The sequence below is a fragment of the Alteromonas sp. HB246098 genome (assembly GCF_054890645.1).
In genome coordinates this window covers 47,352-70,420 of the sequence record NZ_JBTZUG010000001.1, presented here as the reverse complement: position 1 = coordinate 70,420, position 23,069 = coordinate 47,352, and the positions used below count along the sequence as shown (strand labels likewise).

Annotated in this window: 12 protein-coding genes; 11 read left to right on the top strand and 1 reads right to left on the bottom strand. The window is 44.0% G+C overall.

All coding sequences use genetic code 11. The annotated features are described in order from the left end of the window. The first annotated feature begins 12 nt into the window (after window positions 1-12). The 10 genes from ACYTPF_RS00275 to ACYTPF_RS00230 all read left to right on the top strand — a co-directional run bounded on the left by ACYTPF_RS00275 (window position 13) and on the right by ACYTPF_RS00230 (window position 19,918). Window positions 13-1,533 carry a tryptophan halogenase family protein gene (locus ACYTPF_RS00275; protein WP_461850786.1) on the top strand — a complete coding sequence of 507 codons (1,521 nt, stop codon included), beginning with the start codon at window positions 13-15 and terminating at the stop codon, window positions 1,531-1,533. 298 nt (window positions 1,534-1,831) lie between these two features. Then, on the top strand, window positions 1,832-4,882 hold the full coding sequence (locus ACYTPF_RS00270) for a TonB-dependent receptor (protein WP_461850785.1): 3,051 nt from the start codon (window positions 1,832-1,834) through the stop codon (window positions 4,880-4,882). Between the two features lie 83 nt (window positions 4,883-4,965). Then, a complete protein-coding gene (locus tag ACYTPF_RS00265; protein WP_461851517.1) occupies window positions 4,966-9,297 on the top strand; it encodes an alpha-1,6-glucosidase domain-containing protein in 4,332 nt (1,443 codons plus the stop codon). A gap of 168 nt (window positions 9,298-9,465) precedes the next feature. Then, window positions 9,466-10,326 carry a patatin-like phospholipase family protein gene (locus tag ACYTPF_RS00260; RefSeq protein ID WP_461850784.1) on the top strand — a complete coding sequence of 287 codons (861 nt, stop codon included), beginning with the start codon at window positions 9,466-9,468 and terminating at the stop codon, window positions 10,324-10,326. Window positions 10,327-11,021: 695 nt separating this feature from the next. Continuing rightward, on the top strand, window positions 11,022-11,531 hold the full coding sequence (locus tag ACYTPF_RS00255) for an RNA methyltransferase (protein ID WP_179983403.1): 510 nt from the start codon (window positions 11,022-11,024) through the stop codon (window positions 11,529-11,531). A 101-nt stretch (window positions 11,532-11,632) separates the two neighbouring features. Then, window positions 11,633-12,544, top strand: a complete 912-nt coding sequence (locus ACYTPF_RS00250) for a PEP-CTERM/exosortase system-associated acyltransferase (RefSeq protein ID WP_461850783.1) — start codon at window positions 11,633-11,635, stop codon at window positions 12,542-12,544. Between the two features lie 133 nt (window positions 12,545-12,677). Further along, window positions 12,678-14,621 (top strand): alpha-amylase family protein, encoded by a 1,944-nt coding sequence (locus tag ACYTPF_RS00245; protein ID WP_461850782.1) that lies wholly within the window; start codon window positions 12,678-12,680, stop codon window positions 14,619-14,621. A 176-nt stretch (window positions 14,622-14,797) separates the two neighbouring features. Further along, window positions 14,798-16,696, top strand: coding sequence for a glycoside hydrolase family 13 protein (locus tag ACYTPF_RS00240; protein ID WP_461850781.1), 1,899 nt, complete (start codon window positions 14,798-14,800; stop codon window positions 16,694-16,696). A 38-nt stretch (window positions 16,697-16,734) separates the two neighbouring features. After that, a complete protein-coding gene (locus tag ACYTPF_RS00235) occupies window positions 16,735-18,216 on the top strand; it encodes an MFS transporter (RefSeq protein ID WP_461850780.1) in 1,482 nt (493 codons plus the stop codon). A gap of 1 nt (window position 18,217) precedes the next feature. After that, entirely contained in the window at window positions 18,218-19,918 is a 1,701-nt protein-coding gene (locus tag ACYTPF_RS00230; protein WP_461850779.1) for an alpha-amylase family glycosyl hydrolase, read from the top strand. A gap of 110 nt (window positions 19,919-20,028) precedes the next feature. Here ACYTPF_RS00230 and ACYTPF_RS00225 read toward each other — a convergent pair whose 3' ends face one another. Then, complete coding sequence (locus ACYTPF_RS00225; protein ID WP_461850778.1) at window positions 20,029-21,051, bottom strand: LacI family DNA-binding transcriptional regulator; 1,023 nt, start codon at window positions 21,049-21,051, stop codon at window positions 20,029-20,031. A gap of 285 nt (window positions 21,052-21,336) precedes the next feature. Between ACYTPF_RS00225 and glnS the strand changes: the two genes are divergently transcribed. Further along, window positions 21,337-23,004: a glutamine--tRNA ligase gene (gene glnS / locus ACYTPF_RS00220; protein ID WP_461850777.1), complete on the top strand. Its 1,668-nt coding sequence runs from the start codon at window positions 21,337-21,339 to the stop codon at window positions 23,002-23,004. The last annotated feature ends 65 nt before the right edge of the window (window positions 23,005-23,069 follow it).

The following is a 23,069-nucleotide window of genomic DNA, read 5'->3' as shown; positions in this document are numbered from 1 at the left end:
TTCGAGACGTTTATGCTTACCCCTCTTAAAAAATCTATAAACCGCGTCGTAATAGCAGGAGGCGGTACTGCCGGTTGGTTAGCTGCTTCACTTTTGAAGAAGCTGCTTGGCCAGGCTATTGAAATTACGCTTGTGGAATCTGAAGCCATAGGTACGGTTGGTGTTGGAGAAGCAACCATTCCTCCAATTCGACTCGTAAATCAAGTATTGGGTATAGACGAAGCTCAGTTTATTCACGACACTAAAGCTACGGTTAAACTCGCCATTCGTTTTGAGAACTGGAAGACTAAAGGAGAATGTTACTACCACACCTTCGGAGCTCCTGGCAGAAGTATGGCGTTTTGTCATTTCCATCACTATTGGGTGAAGGCTCGCCAACAAGGTTTAAAGAACGATTTGTGGGATTATGATCTTAATTATCTCGCTGCTGAAGCGGGAAAATTCGCCCAAATTAATGCAAAAGACCCCGTTTTAGAACTTCCGTTTGCCTACCATTTTGACGCCAGTCTGTATGCGCAGTATTTGCGAAAGCTAAGTGAACAAATGGGCGTAGTGCGTGTAGAGGGTAAGATCGCAAGAGTACAACGTTGTAATGACAGCGGATATATACAAGCGCTGCACCTGGAAAGTGGAGAAGTCATTGATGGCGATTTATTTATAGATTGCACCGGTTTTAAAGGCTTGTTGATTGAAGGTGTTTTAGGGGCAGGCTATGACGACTGGTCCCACTTATTACCCTGTGACAGTGCGCTGGCTGTCCCGTCAGAAAGGCACGAAAAAACCGCACCGTACACGCGCTCTATAGCACACGATGCAGGGTGGCAGTGGCGAATTCCGTTACAACATAGGAATGGTAACGGTCATGTTTATAGCTCTCGTTATATAAGCGATGACCAAGCCTGTGACACTTTATTATCAAACTTAGATACTAAACCACTTGGCGATCCAAAGCTGATAAAATTTACAACTGGTAGAAGGCGAAAGCAGTGGTATAAAAACGTGGTGGCGGTAGGCCTATCAAGCGGATTTCTAGAGCCTCTAGAATCAACTAGCATTCACCTTATTCAATCAGCAATTGTGCGTTTAATTCAGCTGTTTCCGCACAATGGTGTGACAAAGAGCTTAATTGACGAATACAACAAACAATCAGAACTCGAATTCGAACAAATCAGAGATTTTTTGGTATTACACTATGTAGTGAATGAAAGAACGGACAGTGCCTTTTTTAACGATATGCGCAACATCACGCTGCCAGACTCATTAGCCCATAAGATTGAACTTTTCAAAGAAAATGGTGTTCTTCAAAGAGAACAAAACGATCTTTTCCTTGAAAGTTCTTGGCTTCAAGTTTTATACGGACAGGGTGTAATGCCAAAGGATTACCATGGCTTAGTAAATAGCGTATCCGATGCACAATTAAATCAAATGTTAACAAAGTTGCTAGAACTTAAAAGAGAGCCTATTGCTAAATTGCCTTCACATGACGATTACATAAACGGGATGGTTGCGAAGTACAAGCGTTCAATGAAGTAGGTTACTCGAAGATTTTCTATGTTATTTTGCGTATTTTTAACGCATTAGCGAGGTAAATAAACGCGCATTCTATTAAGCAGCCATATGGCTGCTTTTTTATTTCTGATAATAAAATGTTAACTAAAATACTAAAAAACCATGATTCATTAAATATATGTTTCTCATATGTAAATGAATACGTATGCATAGCATTGCTCCCTTTTTATACAAACCAGTAGTATTTGGTGTTGAACCATAAGAGGCATTTTTGGGTGTGGTATTCCTAAAAATGTCGATAATAAACAAGGATGGGACACCAATGAAAACATTCAAACCCAGCACTATCATGGCGGCCTTGATCAGTAGTGGGGTCGCGTTTAGTGCGCTGCCGCTCTATGCTCAAGAGTCACCAGACACACCCGTAGATGAAGTTGAACGACCGGATGAAGATACCTTAGAGCGTATCGAAGTACGTGGTTTCAGTACCAGCTTAATTCAGTCACTAAACCAAAAACGTTTCTCTGACACGGTTTCTGAGCAAATATCTGCAGATGACCTTGGCGGGCTTCCCGACGTATCTATGGCCGATGCTCTGACCCGCTTGCCGGGTATCTCGGCAGTGCGTACCGGCGGACAAGCAGCGCAAATCAATATTCGCGGTTTATCAGGTGACTTTGTTTTTTCTACGTTAAACGGTAGGGAGCAGGTATCCACCAGCGGAAGTCGCGCTATTGAATTTGACCAATATCCGTCTGAGCTTATTAGCGAGGCAGCGGTTTATAAATCTCCCAAGGCATCGCTAATTGAAGGCGGTATTGCGGGTACGGTAGAACTAAAAACAGCATCACCACTTGCCATTGAAGAGCAACATAAATTTAGCGCTAACATGCGTGGTATGTATAACGATAGAGCATCCGAAATAAGCGATGCTACAGAATACGGTCATAGACTAAGCTTTTCTTATCAAGGTAAATTTCTAGACGATACCCTAGGTGTATCATTGGGTTATGCACGTCTATTCCAGCCAAGCGTTTCTACGCAGTTCATCGGTTTAGCTTATAACGGTCAGGTAGATGTTGATGGCCTGGAAGGGGATACCGACGGCCCGGCAGACTGTCCAAACTGTGAGCTCATTTCAGAAGGTTTTGAGATGCAGCACAAGGGCGGTGAAGAAACGCGCGATGGCTACGTTGCGGCGTTTGAATGGGCGCTTATCGATACATTCACCTTAAAAGCTGATGCCTTCATTTCAAAATTTGATTCTGAAGCATTTGCTCGGGGATTTCGCGTTAAGTTAGGCGGTATCAACGCTGGTATTACTAACCCGGTTGTAGTAAACAACAGCGTCGTTGGCGGTACTTTTTCTCGCACAGACAATAGCTTCACCCGAGTTGAACTGGTAAACGACGACAATCAAGACTTCGACAGTGTTACTAACTTAGGTGTTAATGCTAGCTGGGAAATATCACCGGATTTAGCAGTTCAGTTTGACGTATCTCGTTCAAGTGCTGAAAGTGACTTTAGAAACGGCTTGTTATGGTCGCTTGTAGGCGAAGATGCGACAGCTGCGAACCCAGTATTTGATGAAAACGTTCAAATATCTTATTTGCTGAACGGCTTAAACCTGCCTGATATTGGTTTTAACCAAACTGATGCCTTTACCGATTTAGACCGGGTCATGGTGAGCAAGTACGGTATCTATCCATTTGAAAACAAAGATGAGCTAGATGCATACCGTGTCGACTTCCAGTATTACGTAGACGTACCAATCATGTCTGGTTTTGAATTTGGATATCGTTATTCAGACCGGGAATACAACAACGATCGCTCTGTCTTTGAATACGGTAATGACAGTGCCTTTTCAGTCAGTGAACCGCCACTTCGTTTAACGTCAGACATGGTTGAACAAGTTGATTGGAGCGGTGATTTTGGATATTTCCCAAGCTATTTATCAGTCGATTTAAACAGTGCGCTCAATGCTTGGTTCCCAGAAGGTAGACCGCAGCCTGTTCAAACATGGGGGCCTGGAGCTGCTGGCGTTATCAATGGCCCAGGAACAGGCCCCGCTGCAGCGTGGACACTGCAAGAAAGCGGTGATGTATTTGAAACCGTAAACTCGGCTTACTTAATGGCAAACATCAACACTGAAATTGGTAGTATTCCTGTTACGGGTAATATCGGTGTTAGATACGTTAAAAGCAAACAGAGCTCAACTACACTGCAGCGTGCTACCCAGCTTATTCAAGACTTAGAAACGGGGACGTCGGTTGAGGTAAGCGACCCTACGGCAGGCGCGCAAAACATTACAGATGACGTAGGGCTCATCAATAATTTTTATCGTCCAGCGTTAATCAGCCACGAGTATTCAGATGTACTGCCCTCTATTAACCTGAACTTTAAACTAACTGACGATACTCAGCTTCGAGTAGCTGCCGCAAAAGTAATGGGGAGAGCGCCAATTAACCGTTTTGCGGCGAATGCGTCTACTACTATCGAAACAGTTACTGCGTTCCAAGACAGAGACTCCGGTGAAATCACGCTTTCAAACCCAACAGCAAGGGTTAGTGGTAATGCCCGTAATAGCCCGTACTTAGAGCCGTTTTACGCTACACAGTACGATGTGTCATGGGAATATTACTTCTCAGATACAGAAGGGGCTCTGGTTGTAGCGGGTTTCTATAAAGACATTGAGTCATTTGTAGAAGACATTGAAATAGAGCCTTACGACTTTGAAGCAAACGGCATAGTCATTCCAGACAACGTAAGCGTTCCAGTCTACTTAACCCCTGAATTTGCAGGGCAAGAAGCTGAACTTGCAAGGGATGAAAACGGCGATCCTATCTTTGTTACTGTGCCTACAGAAAACGGAAGCTATAGCACTGCGGTAAATAACGCAGAAGGTGGCTACATTAGAGGACTAGAAGTCGCCTACACGCAAATTTACAGCATGCTACCTGGGTTATGGTCAGGCTTAGGGGTTAGCGCAAGCTACTCATATACGGAAAGTGAAATTCAACGCACCCTTGGCGATGGCGTTTATGCCGCTAATTTACCAGGGCTTTCTGAAAATGTAGCAACATTAACCGTTTTCTGGGAATACGAAGGGTTTGAAACCCGCCTATCTAGTCGCTATCGCGATGCATTCGTATCTCAGCAAGTAGCGGTTAACGATCAGGTTGTTAACTTTGATGACGAACTGGTTATTGATTACCAAGCGTCTTACGAAATCAACGACAATTGGAGCGTTCTGTTTCAAGTAAACAATCTAACGGATGAGCCAACCAAAAGCTATTTCGCGTCAGAAGAGCAAACCGGCACTATTCAGTACTTTGGCACCCAATATTACCTAGGAATGACATATCAACTATGAAAAACAACATCTTAGGTAATTTATTTGGCGACGCACAAAAACGTTTAGTTGCCAAAAATAGCGAAAATATTCAGGAGAATTTTATGTTTACTAAAAAGAAAGTAGTGCGGACAGCGTTACTTTTAGTAGGCGCTTATACACTTACGGGTTGCGGCGGTTCTGGCGTAGAGTCAGGCACAAACGATTTGCTTACTTGTGAAGTGCCCAATGTACCTAATGCAGCAGGAACGGCCTGCGAGCCGCCGCCTCCTATTCAATGTGACGCGCCGTTAGTACCTAACGAAGCAAACGACGCGTGTGAAGCTGGGGCCGATCCGAGTCTACCTGCGCCTGTATTTACCCCGTCATCTAATCAAGCGGTACTATATTACAATCGCGCTGCGGTTGACGCGGATAATTCTAGTAACGACGCTGCTTATGAAGGATGGCGACTACATACTTGGAACAATGACGAATGTGATGCCTATGCTGACGCAGACACGGATTGGGCGAACGGTCGAATTCATAGCGGTATCGATCCGAACTATGGGGCCTATTGGATATTAGATCTTAAAGAAGGTTACGGCAGCTGTCATAACTTCATCATTCACAAAGGTACTGATGATGCAGGCAAAGAATTAGGGGGCGGTGACTTCCAAGGTTCATTAGTACAAGACGATGAAACTTTTGTGCGAATGAACTTTACTCTTTCGGGCGAACCAACGATTTTTGAATTCCCGATCATGTCGCTTGGGCCACAGCCGGTTGATATAGAAGGCTTTGGTGCCCATTGGTTAGATGCAAACACCATTTTATGGGATGTTCCCGAAACTGTATCAGAAGTGAAACTTCACTATTCAGCTCAGGCAGATTTACAGAGCACCCTAGAAGAGGGTATCAATGGTAATGAAGTAGCGCTAATGAGTACAACACTTACCGAAGAGCAATCTGCTCGCGCACCGCATTTATCTTCGATGCAGGCGTGGGAAGGAGACTGGTCGGTTGAAGATGCGAAAACTGTACTGACGACACAAGCGGTCGTTGGAGGATATGATGCAGACGGTGCCCTTGTAGCAGCAACCGGTATTCAACTGGCAAACGCAATTGATGCACTTTACACCATGGGTGAAGATGATGCCGACGAGGCACAACTTGGCGGGGTTTATACAGACCAAGGTATTACCGCTGCGCTGTGGGCGCCTACCGCTTCGAATGTCGACCTTTTGCTTTATAACGATGATAAAACGTTAAGTCAGCGTATAGACATGGTACGTGATGACGCATCAGGCGTATGGCGCTATGAAAGCGATATGTCGCTAGACCGTCAGCTTTATCGCTATGAGGTTACGGTATATCACCCTGTTACAGGTAACGTAGAAACCCTGCTTGTAACAGACCCATATTCTGTGTCGCTTAGCACAAACGGTCGTTTCTCACGCTTTGTAAACCTTGCCGATGAAGATTTAAAACCTGAGGGGTGGGATACTCACACCATTCCTACGGTAGAAAATTATGAAGACGCGGTTATTTACGAAGGTCACATACGTGATTTCAGCGTACGCGATATGTCTACTTCTGAAGAAAATCGTGGGAAATACCTTGCCTTTACCGAAGAGGGAACGGCACCGGTTGAGCACCTTAAAAAGTTGGTAGAGGCAGGGCTAACCTATTTTCATATCCTTCCAGCGAATGACATCGCAACTATTGATGAAGACCCAACTAACACTGTTGATTTGTACGATACAGTGGGCAAACTTTGTCGCTTAAATAGCAGTGCTGCGGTATGTGAAGAAGAAAGCGCGGACACATTATTAATTGATGTTTACAACGCTTACGACCCGTTATCACAAGCGGGTAAAGCTCAGCAGTTGACCAATGACTTACGCAATCTAGATACGTTCAATTGGGGGTACGACCCTCATCACTTTAATGCGCCTGAAGGTAGCTATGCATCAAGTGCTGAAGGTGTTGAACGTATTGTAGAAATGCGCGCTATGATCCAAGCGCTTCATGAAATGGGGCTTCGTGTTGCACTCGATGTGGTTTATAACCATACCAACGCATCTGGTGTTTTCAGTAAGTCTGTTCTAGATAAAGCTGTACCAGGGTATTACCACCGTTATGAGGTAGATAGTGGGGCGATTGTCCGCGAAACGTGCTGTGATGACACAGAACCACGTAATGTGATGATGGAAAAATTCATGGAAGACTCCTTGCTTATGTGGGCTGAACACTACAAGTACGACTCTTTCCGTTTTGACATCATGAGTCAGGCAACCAAAGACACCATGGTACGCCTTCGTGATGCTGTTAAAGCTATTGATGAAGACAACTACTTTTATGGCGAGGGTTGGACCAAAATAGACCGCGGTTACGAGCAAGCCAGCCAGCTCAATATGGCCGGTACTGAAATTGGTACTTATAACGATCGCATTCGTGAAGCTATTCGTCAGGGCGCTATATTTCGACCAGAAGATGATGGGCTGTTAAGTGCACAAGACCGTGTGAAAATGGGCATGATTGGTACGCTTAAAGACTATGTATTGGAAACCTCTTCAGGCAGTGCTGGTGCGACGAGTAACTTGGGCGGCTATGCAGAAGACCCCGCAGACATCATTAACTATGTGTCTAAACACGATAATGAAACCTTGTGGGACCAATTAAATTACACGCTTCCACAAGACATCACGTTAGCGCAGAGAGTGCGCGCACAAAATGTGGCTATGGGCATTAACCTAGTGTCTCAGGGGATTCCATTTCTACAGATGGGCGGCGAATTGCTTCGCTCTAAATCAATGGATCGTAACACCTACGACTCGGGTGACTGGTTTAACTATGTAGATTTCACATACGAGACTAATAACTGGAATGTAGGCTTACCGTTAGCACAAGACAATGAAGCCCGTTGGGAAGAAATGGGTGAATTTATTTACAACCCTAACCGTGCAGCTTCTATGGCGGACATTATGTTTGCATCAGACGTATTTGCGGAGTTGCTAAACATTAGAATGACCAGTCCTTTGTTTAGATTAACCTCGGCGGAAGATATTATCGATCGTATTGGGTTCCACAATATTGGTTCACGCCAACAGCGTGGTCTTATCGCAATGAGTATTGACGATGGTGTATCAGATAACAGCGAAGTATCTCGTCAAGACCTAGATATGATGAACGATGCGGTGATGGTTCTGGTTAACACGGGTTACGAAGAGAAATCTATCACTGTAAATACAGCAACCGGCTTTTCACTTCACGCAACACAAATGAACTCAGTTGATGCCGCAGTACGTGGTGCAACTTTTGTTGAGGGTGAAGACGGTAACGGAACCTTTACTGTACCTGCACTGACTATTGCTGTGTTTGTTAAGCCTCAGTCTGGTGCTCAAGGGTACGGTCTATCAGCGTATGCAACATCTGGCGCGCCTGACGTTGTGCCCTACGGCGATACCCTTACTTACCTTCGTGGAGACATGAACGGTTGGTCAACGGATGATGCATTTACTTATCAAGGTGACGGTGTATATACGGCCACTGCTGCGCTTGAAGGCGGTGTAACTTATGGCTTTAAGTTTGCCTCTGAGGATTGGAGCACGGTGAACTTTGGTGCTGCAGATGGTGAAGATGGGATGGTAATAGCAAAAGAGGAGAAAGTACTTGCTCGGACTAATACTAACCTGTCGTTTACACCTGATATCAGTGCAACATACCTGTTTACCATCGATGCATCAGACAGCGAAGCGCCTATATTAATGGTTGAAAACGAAGAACCCTACGTTGGAACGCCTGTGTACCTTCGTGGTGCAATGAACGGGTGGGGTACAGACGATGAGTTTTCTTACCAAGGTGGTCGTATCTATACCTTTGCTCGAGATATTGAGCCTGGCACGTACGAGTTTAAAGTGGCGTCCGAAGACTGGAGTACAGTGAACTTTGGTGCGTTGTCTGCCGACGATGCCGATCGTAACTTAGCGCCAGGTCAAACCCTTGGTTTGGCTGCAACTAACGATAACCTTGTTCTAAACATTGAAACTGCTGATCGCTATGTGTTTGTGTTCAACGTGACTGACTTAGATGCCCCTACCATTGGTGTATTTAAAGAAGCATTTTGGGGAGACACCCAAGTTTATATTCGCGGTGGTATGAACGGTTGGGGTGTAGCAGATATGTTTGAATATCAAGGAGAGGGTGTTTACGCAGCCGACATCGAGTTAAGTGCAGGTAGCATCGAGTTTAAAGTTGCCTCTGAAGATTGGTCAACGGTAAACCTTGGTAATCCTAACGATGCAGCGAGTAATATCGTCACGCCAAGTGAGCCTAAAATTTTGGGAGCGAGCAATAACAATTTGATGATTGAAATCGCTGAATCTGGCCTGTATGAATTTAAGGTTGCCGGGCCCGATGGTAATGCACCCATGTTGACTGTAACGATGAAATAAAAGCTCATCAGAAAATTTAGTTAACGTCTAAGTGTTATCAATTTAAAAGCCGCGACCTTGTTCGCGGTTTTTTTCTTCTTGGCATACCTCTTGTTTCTCCTGTAGGATAATTGTTACCGGAAGTGGTCCTACCAGAAGGTTATGAATGTATCTACAGGGAGAGAACAGATGAAAAGTGCATTAGTTGTAGAAGGTGGCGCTATGCGCGGAATATTTGCGGCTGGCGTACTAGATAAATTCATGGAGCAAGACTATTACCCCTTTGATTTTACGCTAGGGGTGTCCGCTGGGGCGACAAATTTGTCGACTTACGTTTCCAAAATGCAAGGTTTGAGTAAAACTATTATCACCCAATATGCAACGAAGCGAGAGTTCTTCAGTCCGCTTCGATTCATAAAAGGTGGTCATATGACAGATGTGCATTGGTTATGGCATCATTCAAAGCAATCAATGAACATTCCCTCTCCAGGTGAAAAGAGCAGTATGCCCTTGTACGTGGGTATTACGAATGCTGAATCAGGTGAATGTGAATATATTCAGGCCACAGAAACTAATGTAGACGAATTGATGGTAGCATCTTGTGCGCTACCTACCGCATATCGAGATGAAATAATCATTAACGGTACGCGCTACCTGGATGGCGGAGTTGCAGATGCAATACCTGCAATTAAAGCTTATAACATGGGGGCAAGGGACATTACCGTAATACTTTCTCAACCACTTGGATTTACTAAGCCTGAAGTAAAATCAACCTGGTTGATGCAAAAGATGTATGGAAACCAACCCGCAATTCTAGAAAAAATGCTTAAGCGCGCGACCATTTATAATGAAACCCTCGATTTTCTTAAACAACCACCGAGCGACTGCATCATTCGAGTAATAGCACCGGATGAAGCTTTCTGCGTTAAACGACTTACTATGGATAAGAAAAAGTTATTGAGAGGTTATGGGCAGGGTAGGCGTATGGCCCGACGTCATCTTAAAAATCTTAATTCAAATGCCGATGGTTTAAATTACCAAATAGCCTAGAGAGTCCGCAGCAATTATACGAAAGTCCTGTATGAATTTAGCAACAGTTATCATTAAGAGCTTGGATATCATCCAAGCTTTTTTTTGTTCGTAAAGAAAGTCAATATTTACAGGAGGTTATCGTGTTTCAAAATGGCAACACTCTATCGGGCTTATCGTCTATAGTTTATCTATTACCTTCTCTTCTTATTAGTTCTTGGCCCCAATCAGACAATTGATCTGGCAAAACAACTATTAGCTCCTACAACAAGCCAAGCGCACCTGACCCTATTTTTTAATCATAACTAGTTGATAAAAAGCGTGTTTATCTTTTACATGTTATTAATGATGTAAACTTTGCACCGAACTTGCAAAATTTTCACACTATTGGTCTGCAATTTGCTGTAACCTGAACAAGATTAGTTATTTTCTTTAATACGTTAATTAATGACACGTGAAACGCTTGCCAATATAAGAAAAGCGTAAAGTTGTAGACGAGAAAATGACATCTAGCGCATTAAATGGCCTGACTTATAGGGTTATGCTAAGGCGTTAACCAACAAATGATTACCTGCAACAACGTATCGGTCACGATGACGTCGCTGTAGGTTTTATGTATTTATTCTAATACTTATGGTTATTTTTTGTGGTTACGCGTAGCAGCTTGCTTTAAGTCGTGGCAGTATCAAACTCAAATAATAAAAAGCTAATAAAAAGTGCAAATAGCAAATCAAAAAATTTCGATTGGGCTAGTTAACCCAAAAAATCCAGTCAATGTAGCATCTATTTTACGTGCTGCAGGATGCTACGGTGTCGCTAGCGTGTTTTATACCGGGCAGCGTTATCGTTTCGCTAAAGACTTTAATGCAGATACGAAAGCGTTTCATAAGGTTATTCCAACGGTTGGCGTTGATAATTTACGGGATGTTGTACCAGAGGGGGCGTCCGTAGTTGCGGTTGAACTTGTTGAAGGCGCTGAGCCTTTACCAACGTTCGAACACCCAGAAAATGCCTTTTATATTCTAGGCCCTGAAGATGGAAGTGTAGGCGAAGACACTCTCTCGTGGTGCGACCACGTTGTTTATGTACCCACGTATTCGTGTATGAATTTGGCAGCAACAGCGAATGTTTTACTGTATGACCGCCTATCAAAGTCTGATTTTGTAAGTGGGGATGCGCTTATCAGACAAAGCCGAGATACCAATAATAAAACAAAGATAAAATAGCGTTTTAAATATTAATTTAAAACAATATACCAAAGGCTACTGCTGCGAACAGGAAGTTACCCACAAGCCTAATAATTAAGATAAATTAGGGGACTTTTGCGTTGAAAACAACAACAATGAGCGCTGCTCGTGCGCTAAATAGTGCTGTAACTAACAAGTTGAACCAGTTACCTCGACAACTGCTTAAAGCATTTCCACGCCGATTGTCACTTGAAGAAACTATCACCAGCTTCTTTTTTAGCCGTTATGAACTCGTTATAGCTAACGAAGAAAATGAAAAACAAGTGAGCTATAAAACCCGTCATAAAGTTTATTGCGAGGAAATGAAGTTTGAGCAAAAAAACGCGGCAGCCATTGAAAAAGATAAATACGACGATCGCGCCATCAACTGCTACATAAAACACCGACCAACAGGCGAATGCGCAGGTACCATTCGTTTGGTCTTGCCGACCGAAGCAGGGTTATCGCTGCCTTTAGAAGAAAAGTGCGCAGATGCTTTTGATGACGGTTCATTGCTTCCCTCTAGTTGCGACCCTACGAGCATTTGTGAGATATCAAGATTGGCAATTCCAAGAGAGTTCAGAGTTCGCCAAATGCGTTCGAAAATCCTGCCTGCCGATAAGCTTAAAAAGATAAAACAAAAGAAGAGTACACCATTTAACGTAGAGCACTTTCCTTATCTTTCTATTGCGCTGTATTTAATGGCAACCAGTATCTGCCAACACTTAAATATTAAGCATGCATACGTTTTGATGGAGCCCAAATTAGCAAGAAGAATGAAAGCATTTGGTATTCATTTCAATCCAGTAGGAGATGCCGTAGAGTTTAACGGTAAGCGTGTTCCCTATAGGCTATCTACGAACGTATTATTAGAAGACTTAGCTAAGCCGCTAAAAAGTTTTCACAAGAAGATCCACAGTAAGCTTGATAATGCGTTACACGCTGTTGAAACTGTTCCGACACATACCGCTCCTCCCATACAGAAACCATTGCGTGTGGCACAAGCGGCTTAGACATTGTTGTAAAGCCATTTTTAAAAGCCGTCCTCTAGGGCGGCTTTTTCATTTCTGAATACGTATGCATGTTTTTTAACATACATTTAACGCGTATCCTGTTGGCATCATTTACATTTTTGTCACGAAAACTATGTTTAATAAAAAGTCGGGTTTTTCCCTTAAGCCTCTATCTGTTGCTATGCTTTCATTGAGTTTGATGGCGTGCACTGGTCCGTCGCCATCAGCAAATAATCAAACACACGAGGGCAAAGGAAGTAAGTCTTCAGCATCAAATCAACAAAGTGATATGTTAACGCATACGGATAACAGTGAAAGACAAGGTAAACCAGTGGTCTATCAGGTATTCACTCGACTATTTGGAAATACTAATTCTACTAATCAGCCTTGGGGTACGATCGAGCAAAATGGCGTAGGCAAATTCAGCGACTTTACCCCTAAAGCTCTTGAAGCCATCAAGGCTTTAGGCACCAGTCACATTTGGTATACCGGTGTGCCACATCATGCAGTAATCAATGACTATACTGACTTCGGTATATCAAATGACGACCCCGATGTAGTGAAAGGCCGAGCTGGTTCCCCATACGCTGTAAAAGATTATTACAATGTTAATCCTGACCTAGCTGATAACCCAGCAAAGCGCCTAGAAGAGTTCGAAGCCCTGATTGAAAGAACTCATGCTGCGGGTATGAAAGTCATTATCGATATTGTTCCTAACCACGTGGCCCGCGATTATCATTCGCTTTCTGCCCCTGAAGGGGTAAGTGATTTTGGTGCAACAGACGATACGTCTGTAGAGTATGCCCGCGATAACAACTTCTATTATGTCGTTGGCGAAGCATTTAAAGTGCCTTCTGCTGATAATTACCAAGTGCTAGGTGGCGAGCCCCACCCATTGTCAGACGGTAAGTTCGATGAGTTTCCTGCAAAGTGGACAGGGAACGGTGCAAGGGCAGCGCAGCCAGATATTAACGACTGGTATGAAACAGTAAAGGTTAATTATGGTGTGAAGCCAGACGGCACCTATGATTTTCCCTTGCTACCAGACGAATACAGTCGAAAATCTATCGCAGAGCACGCCGCGTTTTGGCAAGAGAAAGATCTTCCCGACTCGTGGTACAAATTCAGAGACATTGCCCATTATTGGGTTGACAAAGGGGTCGATGGATTCCGTTTTGATATGGCCGAAATGGTACCAGTAGAGTTCTGGTCTTTTCTCAACAGCAGCATTAAGCAAAAAGCACCTGATGCATTCTTGCTGGCAGAAGTTTATCAGCCTGACAAATATCGCGATTACCTTCATAAAGGCAAGATGGACTATTTATACGACAAGGTAGGCTTTTACGATACGCTAAAAGCAATTATGCAAGGAAAGAGCAAGGTTAGTGACCTGGTCGCTGTTCACAAAGAAGTTAGCGATATTGCACCGCACATGCTGCACTTTTTAGAGAACCATGATGAGCAGCGTATTGCTAGCCCTGATTTCGCAAGTAGCGCTGAAAAAGGTAAGCCCGCACTTGCCGTGAGTACGCTTATAAGCAGTTCTCCAACGCTGCTTTATTTTGGCCAAGATGTGGGCGAAGACGGCAGCGAAGAGACAGGCTTTGGCGACCCAACGCGTACGTCTATTTTCGATTACGTTGGCGTTCCTGCTCATCAGCGGTTTATGAATAATGGAAAATTTGATGGTGGTCAATCTACAAAGGAAGAAAAAGAACTGCATAAGTTTTACAAACGCGTGATGTCTATCGCCGCTACTAACCCGGCCACTATTGGTAATTACCAAAGCCTCCATGCGCTCAATCTCGGCGTCGAAAATTCAGCGTATTCAGAGCAGCAATTTACATTTGCTCGTGTACAAGATGATCATGGTTTCTTGGTTATCGCAAATTTTAGTGATGCACCAGTAGGGGAAATAGAATTTACAGTACCAGCAAGCGTATTAAGTGCAAATAACAAAACTATTAGCCTTGAGCCACTTCTTTCTCATGACGGCATTATCTTAGAAAAAGGTGATGTTAACTACAGAGCCTCGTTATCACTAGATGGACTAGAGACGAAAGTATTTGCCTTCTAGATAGTGTGTAAAGCTATAAACGAAATCTAATGCTAGAGATTTTATTTAAACGAGACACCCTGTGTATTGACTTGGTGCCTCGTGAATACGTATGCAGAGCATTGGTCAGTCAGGCTATGCAATGTAGTATCTCGGTAATATTTTGCACTTAACGTATTTTTAACCTCGGTGTCTATATGTTTAATCGCAACCGCGTAACTAATGCTATTTTCTCATCACGTAGTGTCTCGCTCTCACTTGTTGTTAGCCTTGCTACTTTATTTCCAGCATTTTCTGCTTTTTCTTCACAAGAAAGTAACCTAGACGTTTATCCACCTAACTGGTGGGCAGGCATGCAACATACTGAAGTAGAACTGATGATTTTTGGCAAAGACGTTGCTGATGATAAGGTTTCCGTGTCCGAAGGACGCGTGCAAATAAAACAAAGCAGAGCACTTGATAGTGAAAACTATCTTTTTGTAACGCTAGATATTGCCGATGCGAGTCCGCAAGAATTGGTGTTATCGTTAAAAGACGAGGACGGTAGTTCACGGGACATTCACTATTCATTGGAAAAACGTGCCAAAGGTTCGTCAGCAAGAGAAGGCTTTGGGCCAGAAGATGCCATATACCTAATTGCTCCCGACCGGTTTGCCAATGGCAGTTTGGAAAATGACAACATTGATGGCTATCAGGATAAGGTCGATAGGACTGTTAAAGGTGGGCGCCACGGTGGTGATATCAAGGGCATTGCTAATAACCTCGATTATATAAAAGAGATGGGCTTCACCCAAATATGGACGATGCCCATGCTTGAAAACGCAATGGAAAAGTACAGCTACCATGGCTATTCTACCACCGATTACTACAACATTGACCCGCGCTTTGGCTCTAATGAGACGTTTATTGAACTAAGTAACAAAGCAAACGAAAACGGCATCGGCGTTATTATGGATATGGTGCTTAATCATATTGGTAGTGAGCATGTATGGATGGACGATAAACCGTCTTCTGATTGGATAAACAATAACGGACAGTTTGTGGGTACTACCCACAAGCGTGAATCGCTTCACGACCCTCACGCCATAGCAAGCGATATCAAAGGGTTTAGCGACGGTTGGTTTGTACCAACAATGCCAGATCTCAACCAGCGCAACCCACATTTAGCAAATTACTTAATTCAAAATGCAATTTGGTGGGTAGAAACCGCAAATCTGAGTGGCATACGAGTAGACACTTATTCATATCCTGATAAAGGGTTTTTAAGTCAGTGGACCAACCGTATTATGAAGGAATACCCTAACTTCAATATCGTCGGGGAAGAGTGGTCGGTAAACCCTGCTATCACAGCCTATTGGCAAGCAGGCAGTCAGCGACACGATGATTATGATAGCGCGTTGCCTTCTGTGATGGATTTCCCTCTTCAAACTGCCGTTGTTGAAGCGCTTAATAGCGGTGAAAGCTGGAATTCTGGGTTTATTACAGTTTACGAAACGTTAGCTACTGATTTCTTGTATGGTGACCCGAATAATCTGGTTATCTTTCCGGATAATCACGATATGAGCAGAATATTCACCCAGTTAAACAACGACAAAGCTAAATGGAATATGGCAATGACGCTGTTTTTAACAACGCGCGGTATACCACAAGTATTCTACGGTACTGAGATTTTGATGGGCAATGAAGGGACAGAAGACCATGGTATTATTCGCTCTGACTTTCCTGGCGGGTGGCCATCGGATAGCGAAAAAAATGCGTTTAGCGGTAAGGGCCTTTCTGGTGACGAGCTGTGGGCGCAGGAGCGTATAAAAACCTTATTAGCGCTGCGCCAAACTCATCCTCAATTATTTAAAGGTGAGCTTAAACATTATGCGCCTGTAGACGGGGTTTACACATATTTTCGAGTAGCCGAGGATACAGCACAGAAGCTTATGGTTATCCTTAATAAAAAACCGGTAGATTTGCCTTTAGCAAAGTACGCAGAGGTGTTGGGTACGGATGTATCAATAACTCGCGTGAGTGACGGCCAAACATTTAACGCCTCTGAAACCATAAGCCTTCCTGCTATGTCAGCTAATGTTTTCACTGTGCAATAACCGTATTAATTAAAGTAAAACAATAAATAGAGCAAAATATGCAAGCAACTCAACCACGCCTTTCTTTTTGGCAAATATGGAATGTCAGCTTTGGCTTTCTGGGTGTTCAATTTGGTTTTGCACTGCAAAACGCAAACGTCAGTCGGATACTATCGGACCTAGGTGCAGACCTTCATTCACTATCGCTATTTTGGCTTGTAGCGCCCATTATGGGCTTGATAGTACAGCCTATTGTTGGCTCTGCATCGGATAGAACCTGGAATCGATTAGGTCGCCGTCGGCCGTTTATACTTGCCGGTGCGCTTGCTGCAGTGGTAGGCATGATCTTATTACCCAATGCGCCGATCTTCGTTGCCTTCTTAGCACCTATGCTTATGGGGGCCTTAATGGTTGCACTGATGGATGCATCGTTCAATGTGTGTTTCCAGCCGTTCCGCTCACTGGTATCCGATATGGTACCAGCGTCACAACGCAACATAGGTTATTCAATTCAGTCGCTTCTTATTAATATCGGTGCGGTAATTGGTTCTATATTGCCATTCGTTCTAACCAATGTGGTGGGACTGGAAAATACCGCTCAAATGGGGGAGGTTGCGCCTTCGGTAATGTGGGCATTCTACATCGGCGCGACTGTACTGCTAGGTACGGTTATTTGGACCGTTATACGCACTAAAGAGTATGCGCCACAAGAATATAATCGCTACAAGGGCCTTACCGATGAAGCCGCTTTAAATGAAAGTAATGCTAAAGCACCGCTTAGCCAACGTTTAGGTGAGTTTTTTGCTCTGGTAAAAGACATGCCTACCACTATGAAACAACTGGCAGTTGTTCAATTCTTCTCTTGGTTTGCGCTTTTTATTATGTGGGTTTACACCACGCCAGCTATTACTCAACATATTTGGAATGTTGACAAGCAATGGTTTGACCCCGCTTATATCGCTGCGGCCCCTATGGTGCCAGAGACTATTGTTATGGCAAAAGGTGCTGCTGGTGACTGGGTAGGCATACTTTTCGCGGCGTATTCTGTGTTCGCTGCAATCTTTTCTATTTTCTTAGCAAAGCTGGCTGATAAATTTGGTCGTAAAACAGTGTACGCTTCGTCTTTAGCGCTTGGTGGCTTGAGCTATGTAAGCTTCTTGCTATTTCAAGACCTTACTATGGTGAACGTAAACCTGCTCATTACTGAAGTGACAGTGCCACTTGGTGCGGTAAAACTTCTTATTCCAATGATAGGCGTGGGTATTGCGTGGGCGGCTATTTTAGCTATGCCTTACGCTATGTTAGCCGGCGCATTACCAGCGAATAAGACCGGGGTTTACATGGGTATATTCAACTTCACCGTGGCAGCACCGCAAATTGTTTCAGGCCTAACTGCTGGATGGATCTTAAGCAGTGTATTCGATAACGATGCCAAGTACATTATTGTGGTTGCAGGTGTTTCTATGCTAATTGGTGCTGTGTCGGTCTTCTTTGTTAAAGAGTCAGATAAACAAGAACTTGAAGCGGAGCAGGGAGCTTAATATGCTATTTAAACGTTCAGCAATTGCATTAACGATAGCTGGTTTGCTTTGTTCGGCTTGCACCAGCACGGCTACATCGTCTTCAGACAAAAAAGAGATGCATACTTCACAGGCTATTGTGGGTACCAGCACGCCCTTTGCTAGAGAAGCGGTGTACTTTGTAGTAACAGATCGCTTTGTCGACGGTGACCCCAAGAATAACCACGAAGATCAGGGTGGTGAACATCCCACTTGGCAGTTGCCGCTTGAAGGGCCCGACGGCAAAAAAGCCTATGTGGGTTATATGGGCGGTGATTTACAAGGCATCTTAAATAACGCGGATTACATCAAAGATATGGGTTTCACCGCGGTATGGATGACACCTGTACATGATAACCCCGACTATGCGTTTAACGGCGACGAGCCTATTACGTACGGCGGTGCATTTAAAGACGGCGGGAAAACTGGCTATCATGGTTACTGGGCAACTAACTTTTATAAAGCGGATGAGCATTTAATTAGCGACGATTTGAGCGTAAGTGACTATACCGCACGGATGCGTCAGCACGGTCTTAAATCAGTGTTTGATATCGTTGCAAATCATGGCACCCCAAGCTTTACCATGAAAGAAGATTTACCAGGTTATGGTGAGCTTTACGATAAAGGTGGAAACTTAGTTGCTGACCATCAAAACCTAGCGCCTGAAGAGTTAGATCCTGAAAACAATCCGCTACATAGCTTTTTCCATAATTATCCAGACTTAGTAAAGCTTTCAAACCTAGATGATGAGAACCCAGAAGTTCGGGATTATTTAATTAACAGTTACCTTTATTGGATATCGCAAGGCGCTGATGCATTTAGAATAGATACCATAAGGCATGTGCCGCATTCATTTTGGCGTGAAGCGTCTGACCGTATTCGCAAACAAAACCCAGACTTCTTTATGTTTGGTGAATCGTTCGACTACGAAGCTAACAATATTGCGCAGCATACGTTACCTAAAAATGGTGGTGTTAGCGTTCTAGACTTTCCTATGCAAAAAGCCATGGTAAGCGTGTTTGAAAAGCCGCTAGAAAGTGATTTTGCAGACTTAGAAAAGGTACTATATCTCACTCACGGCCCTTACAATAACCCCTATGAATTAACCACCTTCTATGACAACCATGATATGGCGCGCATTAATGCAACAGATGAAGGGTTTATTAATGCACACAACTGGCTCTTTACTGTTCGAGGTATACCGGTTGTTTATATGGGCTCAGAAATCGGTTTCATGCGCGGTACGGCTGAGCATGCTGGTAATCGTAACTACCTTGGCCAGCAACGTATCGATAAGGCTAAGAGCCATCCTATTCAACAGGCGCTAACAAGAATCGCCAACGTGCGTAAAAACACTGTTGCCTTGCAACGCGGTGTGCAGGTAAATCTGGAACTTAGCGGCCATCGCGCGGCATTCTACCGCGTTATCGATACCAAAGATGCGCAGCAGACAGCGCTGGTGTTGCTAAACAAGGGGGAGAATGCCCAAACGTTTGAGGTGAGTAAACTAATGCAGTCGGGCAATTGGGTAGAACAATTGTCTGGGCAAACCCAAAACGTAGAGGACGGCGCTGCGTTAAGCGCTACCGTTAAGGCTAATGGCGTTCAAGTATGGGTTCGAGAAGGCAAGCCTAGTAACCCTGCGTTACTCACTCAAATTGCACATCAACTTGCTCGCCAGTAAAAAAACAACGAACGCAATAAATTGAGAGTCAAAAAAAGCCCCGAGCGTTAAACGTTTGGGGCTTTTTTATGGAAGTAATAGCTATTCAAAAAGGCACAAGTTAACGCCGTTTATTCGCTGCCACAAGATTGGCGTACAATGATGTCTGCGGGCATTAAGTAATCCTCCACCTCTTCATTGTTTATTGCTTTCAATAGGGTATTTACCAATAGTTCACCAGCAAGCTTTGTGTTTTGCTGTACCGTGGTGAGCGAAGGCGTGGTGTAAGCAGATACGGCAATATTGTCGTAACCTACCACAGCAACATCGTCCGGAACATTCACTTTCGCTTGGCGCAGTGCGCGCAAAACACCCATAGCAATAAGGTCTGAGGCACAGACAATAGCTTCAGGTAGTTCGCTAGATTGCAGCAATGACTTGACCGCTTCAGAGCCTGCATCCTCGGTAGAAATGGCGTTACGCTGGACACTTGATTGCGCTAAGCCATGAGATTGTAATGTTTTAAAATACCCCTCGAAGCGCGCTTTAAATTCCGGTGCGTGCTCGCCATTGTCGCCAATAAAGGCAAACGATGTTTTACCCAGTCCGATGAGGTGAGAAGTAATGCTTTGTCCACCTTGATAGTTATCACAGCCGATACTGACCCCCGGATGAGCTTCATCAGGTGCCCCCCAGCGAACAAAATGCGTACCTTGCGATTCAAGCTGAGCAACTTTGTTCTGATAGTCAGTGTAGTCACCGTAGCCTAACAATATAATACCGTCAGCCTTGTTTGAATCTTCGTACTCCGCGTGCCAGTCGTCTTCTAAGTTCTGAAATGATACGAGGAGATCGTAGTTTGCTTGCGCACAAGCGCGAGTAATACTACCGAGCATCGCTAAAAAGAAAGGGTTGATCATCGAGTCGTCAGATGTTGGATCTTCAAACAAGAGTAGGGCAATTGTGCTGCTCTTTTGTTTTCTTAAATTACTGGCATTCTTATCTACCTTGTAATTAAGTTCCCGGGCGATGCGCTGAACGCGGTCTCGAGTTTCTTGGTTAACCAGCGGGCTGTTGTTGAGCGCTCGCGAAACGGTTGATTGAGAAACCCCTGCCAAGTGGGCAATATCAAAAGAGGTTGCTTTTTCTTTCATAAACACCATGTTTTGCTGCTACGACAATGTTGTCGCCAGATTAGATTACCATATTTTTCACATATCGCGCGCTTTTTGCTAATGCTAGTGGAAATTAATGAAGCTTTACTCCTCAGTTATGTTTCAACAGGTGCTAGCGTGGTTTTTATAGTGCGCTTTATATGTGGATCGCTCTTAAATCAATCACTTGTTAGGCTTCTTTGAATAAAACATGGTTGAAGTAATTGCGAGAGTGTTATACTCAGCGAGATTTTGAAATATTACGTGCATAAGGGGAACAAGCGAATGGCCGAGACTGAACACCGTCCGACCAATTTTATCCGTCAGATTATTGATAAAGACCTGGCTAGTGGTCTACATGACGCTATTAAAACTCGGTTTCCACCAGAGCCGAACGGCTTTTTACATATTGGTCATGCCAAGTCTATTTGCTTGAATTTTGGTATTGCACAAGATTACACAGGTTCGTGCAATTTGCGCTTTGACGATACTAACCCAGCAAAAGAAGACATTACGTTCGTTAATTCTATAAAAGAAGACGTTCAATGGCTTGGATTTACCTGGGATGGCGAAGCGCGTTATTCATCGAATTATTTTGACCAACTTCATGCATATGCGGTTGAGCTTATCGAAAAAGGTTTAGCTTACGTAGATTTTTCTGCGCAAGAAGTGATGCGCGAGATGCGTGGTACGCTTAAAGAACCTGGTCAAAACAGCCCTTATCGCGACACCGACGTTGAAACTAACCTTCGCGAGTTTGCCAAGATGACGGCAGGCGACTACAAGGAAGGTGAGTGTAGTTTGCGCGCCAAAATCGACATGGCGTCGCCATTCATGTGTATGCGCGATCCGGTAATTTACCGAGTCAAACATGCACACCATCACCAAACCGGTGATAAATGGTGTGTGTATCCAATGTACGATTTTACTCACTGCATCTCGGATGCTATTGAGGGGATCACGCATTCATTATGTACCTTAGAATTCCAAGACAATCGTCGTCTTTACGATTGGGTTATCGAAAATATCTCAATTGACTGTACGCCTCGTCAGTATGAGTTTTCACGTCTTAATCTTGAGTACACGGTATTAAGCAAACGCCGTCTTATTCAATTAGTCGATGAAAACCATGTGAGCGGGTGGGATGACCCCCGTATGCCTACTATAGCGGGCTTACGCCGTCGTGGTTATACACCGGGCTCTGTGGTTGAGTTCTGTAAGCGAATTGGCGTGACCAAGATGGACAATATGGTTGAAATGTCTATGTTGGAAGCCTGTATTCGCGACGACTTAAATGCTAACGCACCGCGTGCGATGGCAGTGTTAGACCCAATTAAGCTTGTTATTGAAAATTACGATGAAGGGCAGACAGAAACGCTGACTGCACCAAATCATCCTAATGATGAAACCATGGGTACACGTAGCATCAGCTTTAGCCGCGAAGTGTATATTGAAGCAGAAGACTTCCGCGAATCGGCAAACAAAAAGTTCAAACGTTTAGTACTAGATAAAGAAGTACGTCTACGTAACGCCTATGTCGTTAAAGCTAATCGCGTTGAAAAAGACGAAGACGGCAATGTAACTACTGTTTACTGTACTTACGACCCAGAAACATTGGGTAAAGATCCCGCTGATGGGCGTAAGGTGAAAGGCGTTATTCACTGGGTAGACGCAGCTACAGCACAGGCAGCAGAATTTAGACTGTATGACCGTTTGTTTAATGTGCCTAATCCGGCGGCAGAGGAAAACTTTACCGATGCTATTAATCCTGACTCTTTGGAAATCAAACAGGGCTGGGTAGAAGCAGGGTTGGTTAACAATGTCCCTGAAGTTGGCGCCTGGCAGTTTGAACGCACTGGTTACTTCTGTGTAGACAAAGACAGCACAGACGACAAGCCAGTTTTCAACCGTACAGTAGGTCTAAGAGACACATGGGCAAAAATGGGCGAGTAATTTAACTATTGATTACGCGCTATATGCTTAAATGAAAAAACCGCTTAAGTGCAAACTTAGGCGGT

What these genes read in the sequence shown, in the direction of transcription:
- ACYTPF_RS00275 (WP_461850786.1), top strand. Translation starts at nt 13, where the DNA reads ATGCTTACCCCTCTTAAAAAATCTATAAACCGCGTCGTAATAGCAGGA.
- ACYTPF_RS00270 (WP_461850785.1), top strand. Translation starts at nt 1,832, where the DNA reads ATGAAAACATTCAAACCCAGCACTATCATGGCGGCCTTGATCAGTAGT.
- ACYTPF_RS00265 (WP_461851517.1), top strand. Translation starts at nt 4,966, where the DNA reads ATGTTTACTAAAAAGAAAGTAGTGCGGACAGCGTTACTTTTAGTAGGC.
- ACYTPF_RS00260 (WP_461850784.1), top strand. Translation starts at nt 9,466, where the DNA reads ATGAAAAGTGCATTAGTTGTAGAAGGTGGCGCTATGCGCGGAATATTT.
- ACYTPF_RS00245 (WP_461850782.1), top strand. Translation starts at nt 12,678, where the DNA reads ATGTTTAATAAAAAGTCGGGTTTTTCCCTTAAGCCTCTATCTGTTGCT.
- ACYTPF_RS00240 (WP_461850781.1), top strand. Translation starts at nt 14,798, where the DNA reads ATGTTTAATCGCAACCGCGTAACTAATGCTATTTTCTCATCACGTAGT.
- ACYTPF_RS00235 (WP_461850780.1), top strand. Translation starts at nt 16,735, where the DNA reads ATGCAAGCAACTCAACCACGCCTTTCTTTTTGGCAAATATGGAATGTC.
- ACYTPF_RS00230 (WP_461850779.1), top strand. Translation starts at nt 18,218, where the DNA reads ATGCTATTTAAACGTTCAGCAATTGCATTAACGATAGCTGGTTTGCTT.
- ACYTPF_RS00225 (WP_461850778.1), bottom strand. Translation starts at nt 21,051, where the DNA reads ATGAAAGAAAAAGCAACCTCTTTTGATATTGCCCACTTGGCAGGGGTT.
- glnS (WP_461850777.1), top strand. Translation starts at nt 21,337, where the DNA reads ATGGCCGAGACTGAACACCGTCCGACCAATTTTATCCGTCAGATTATT.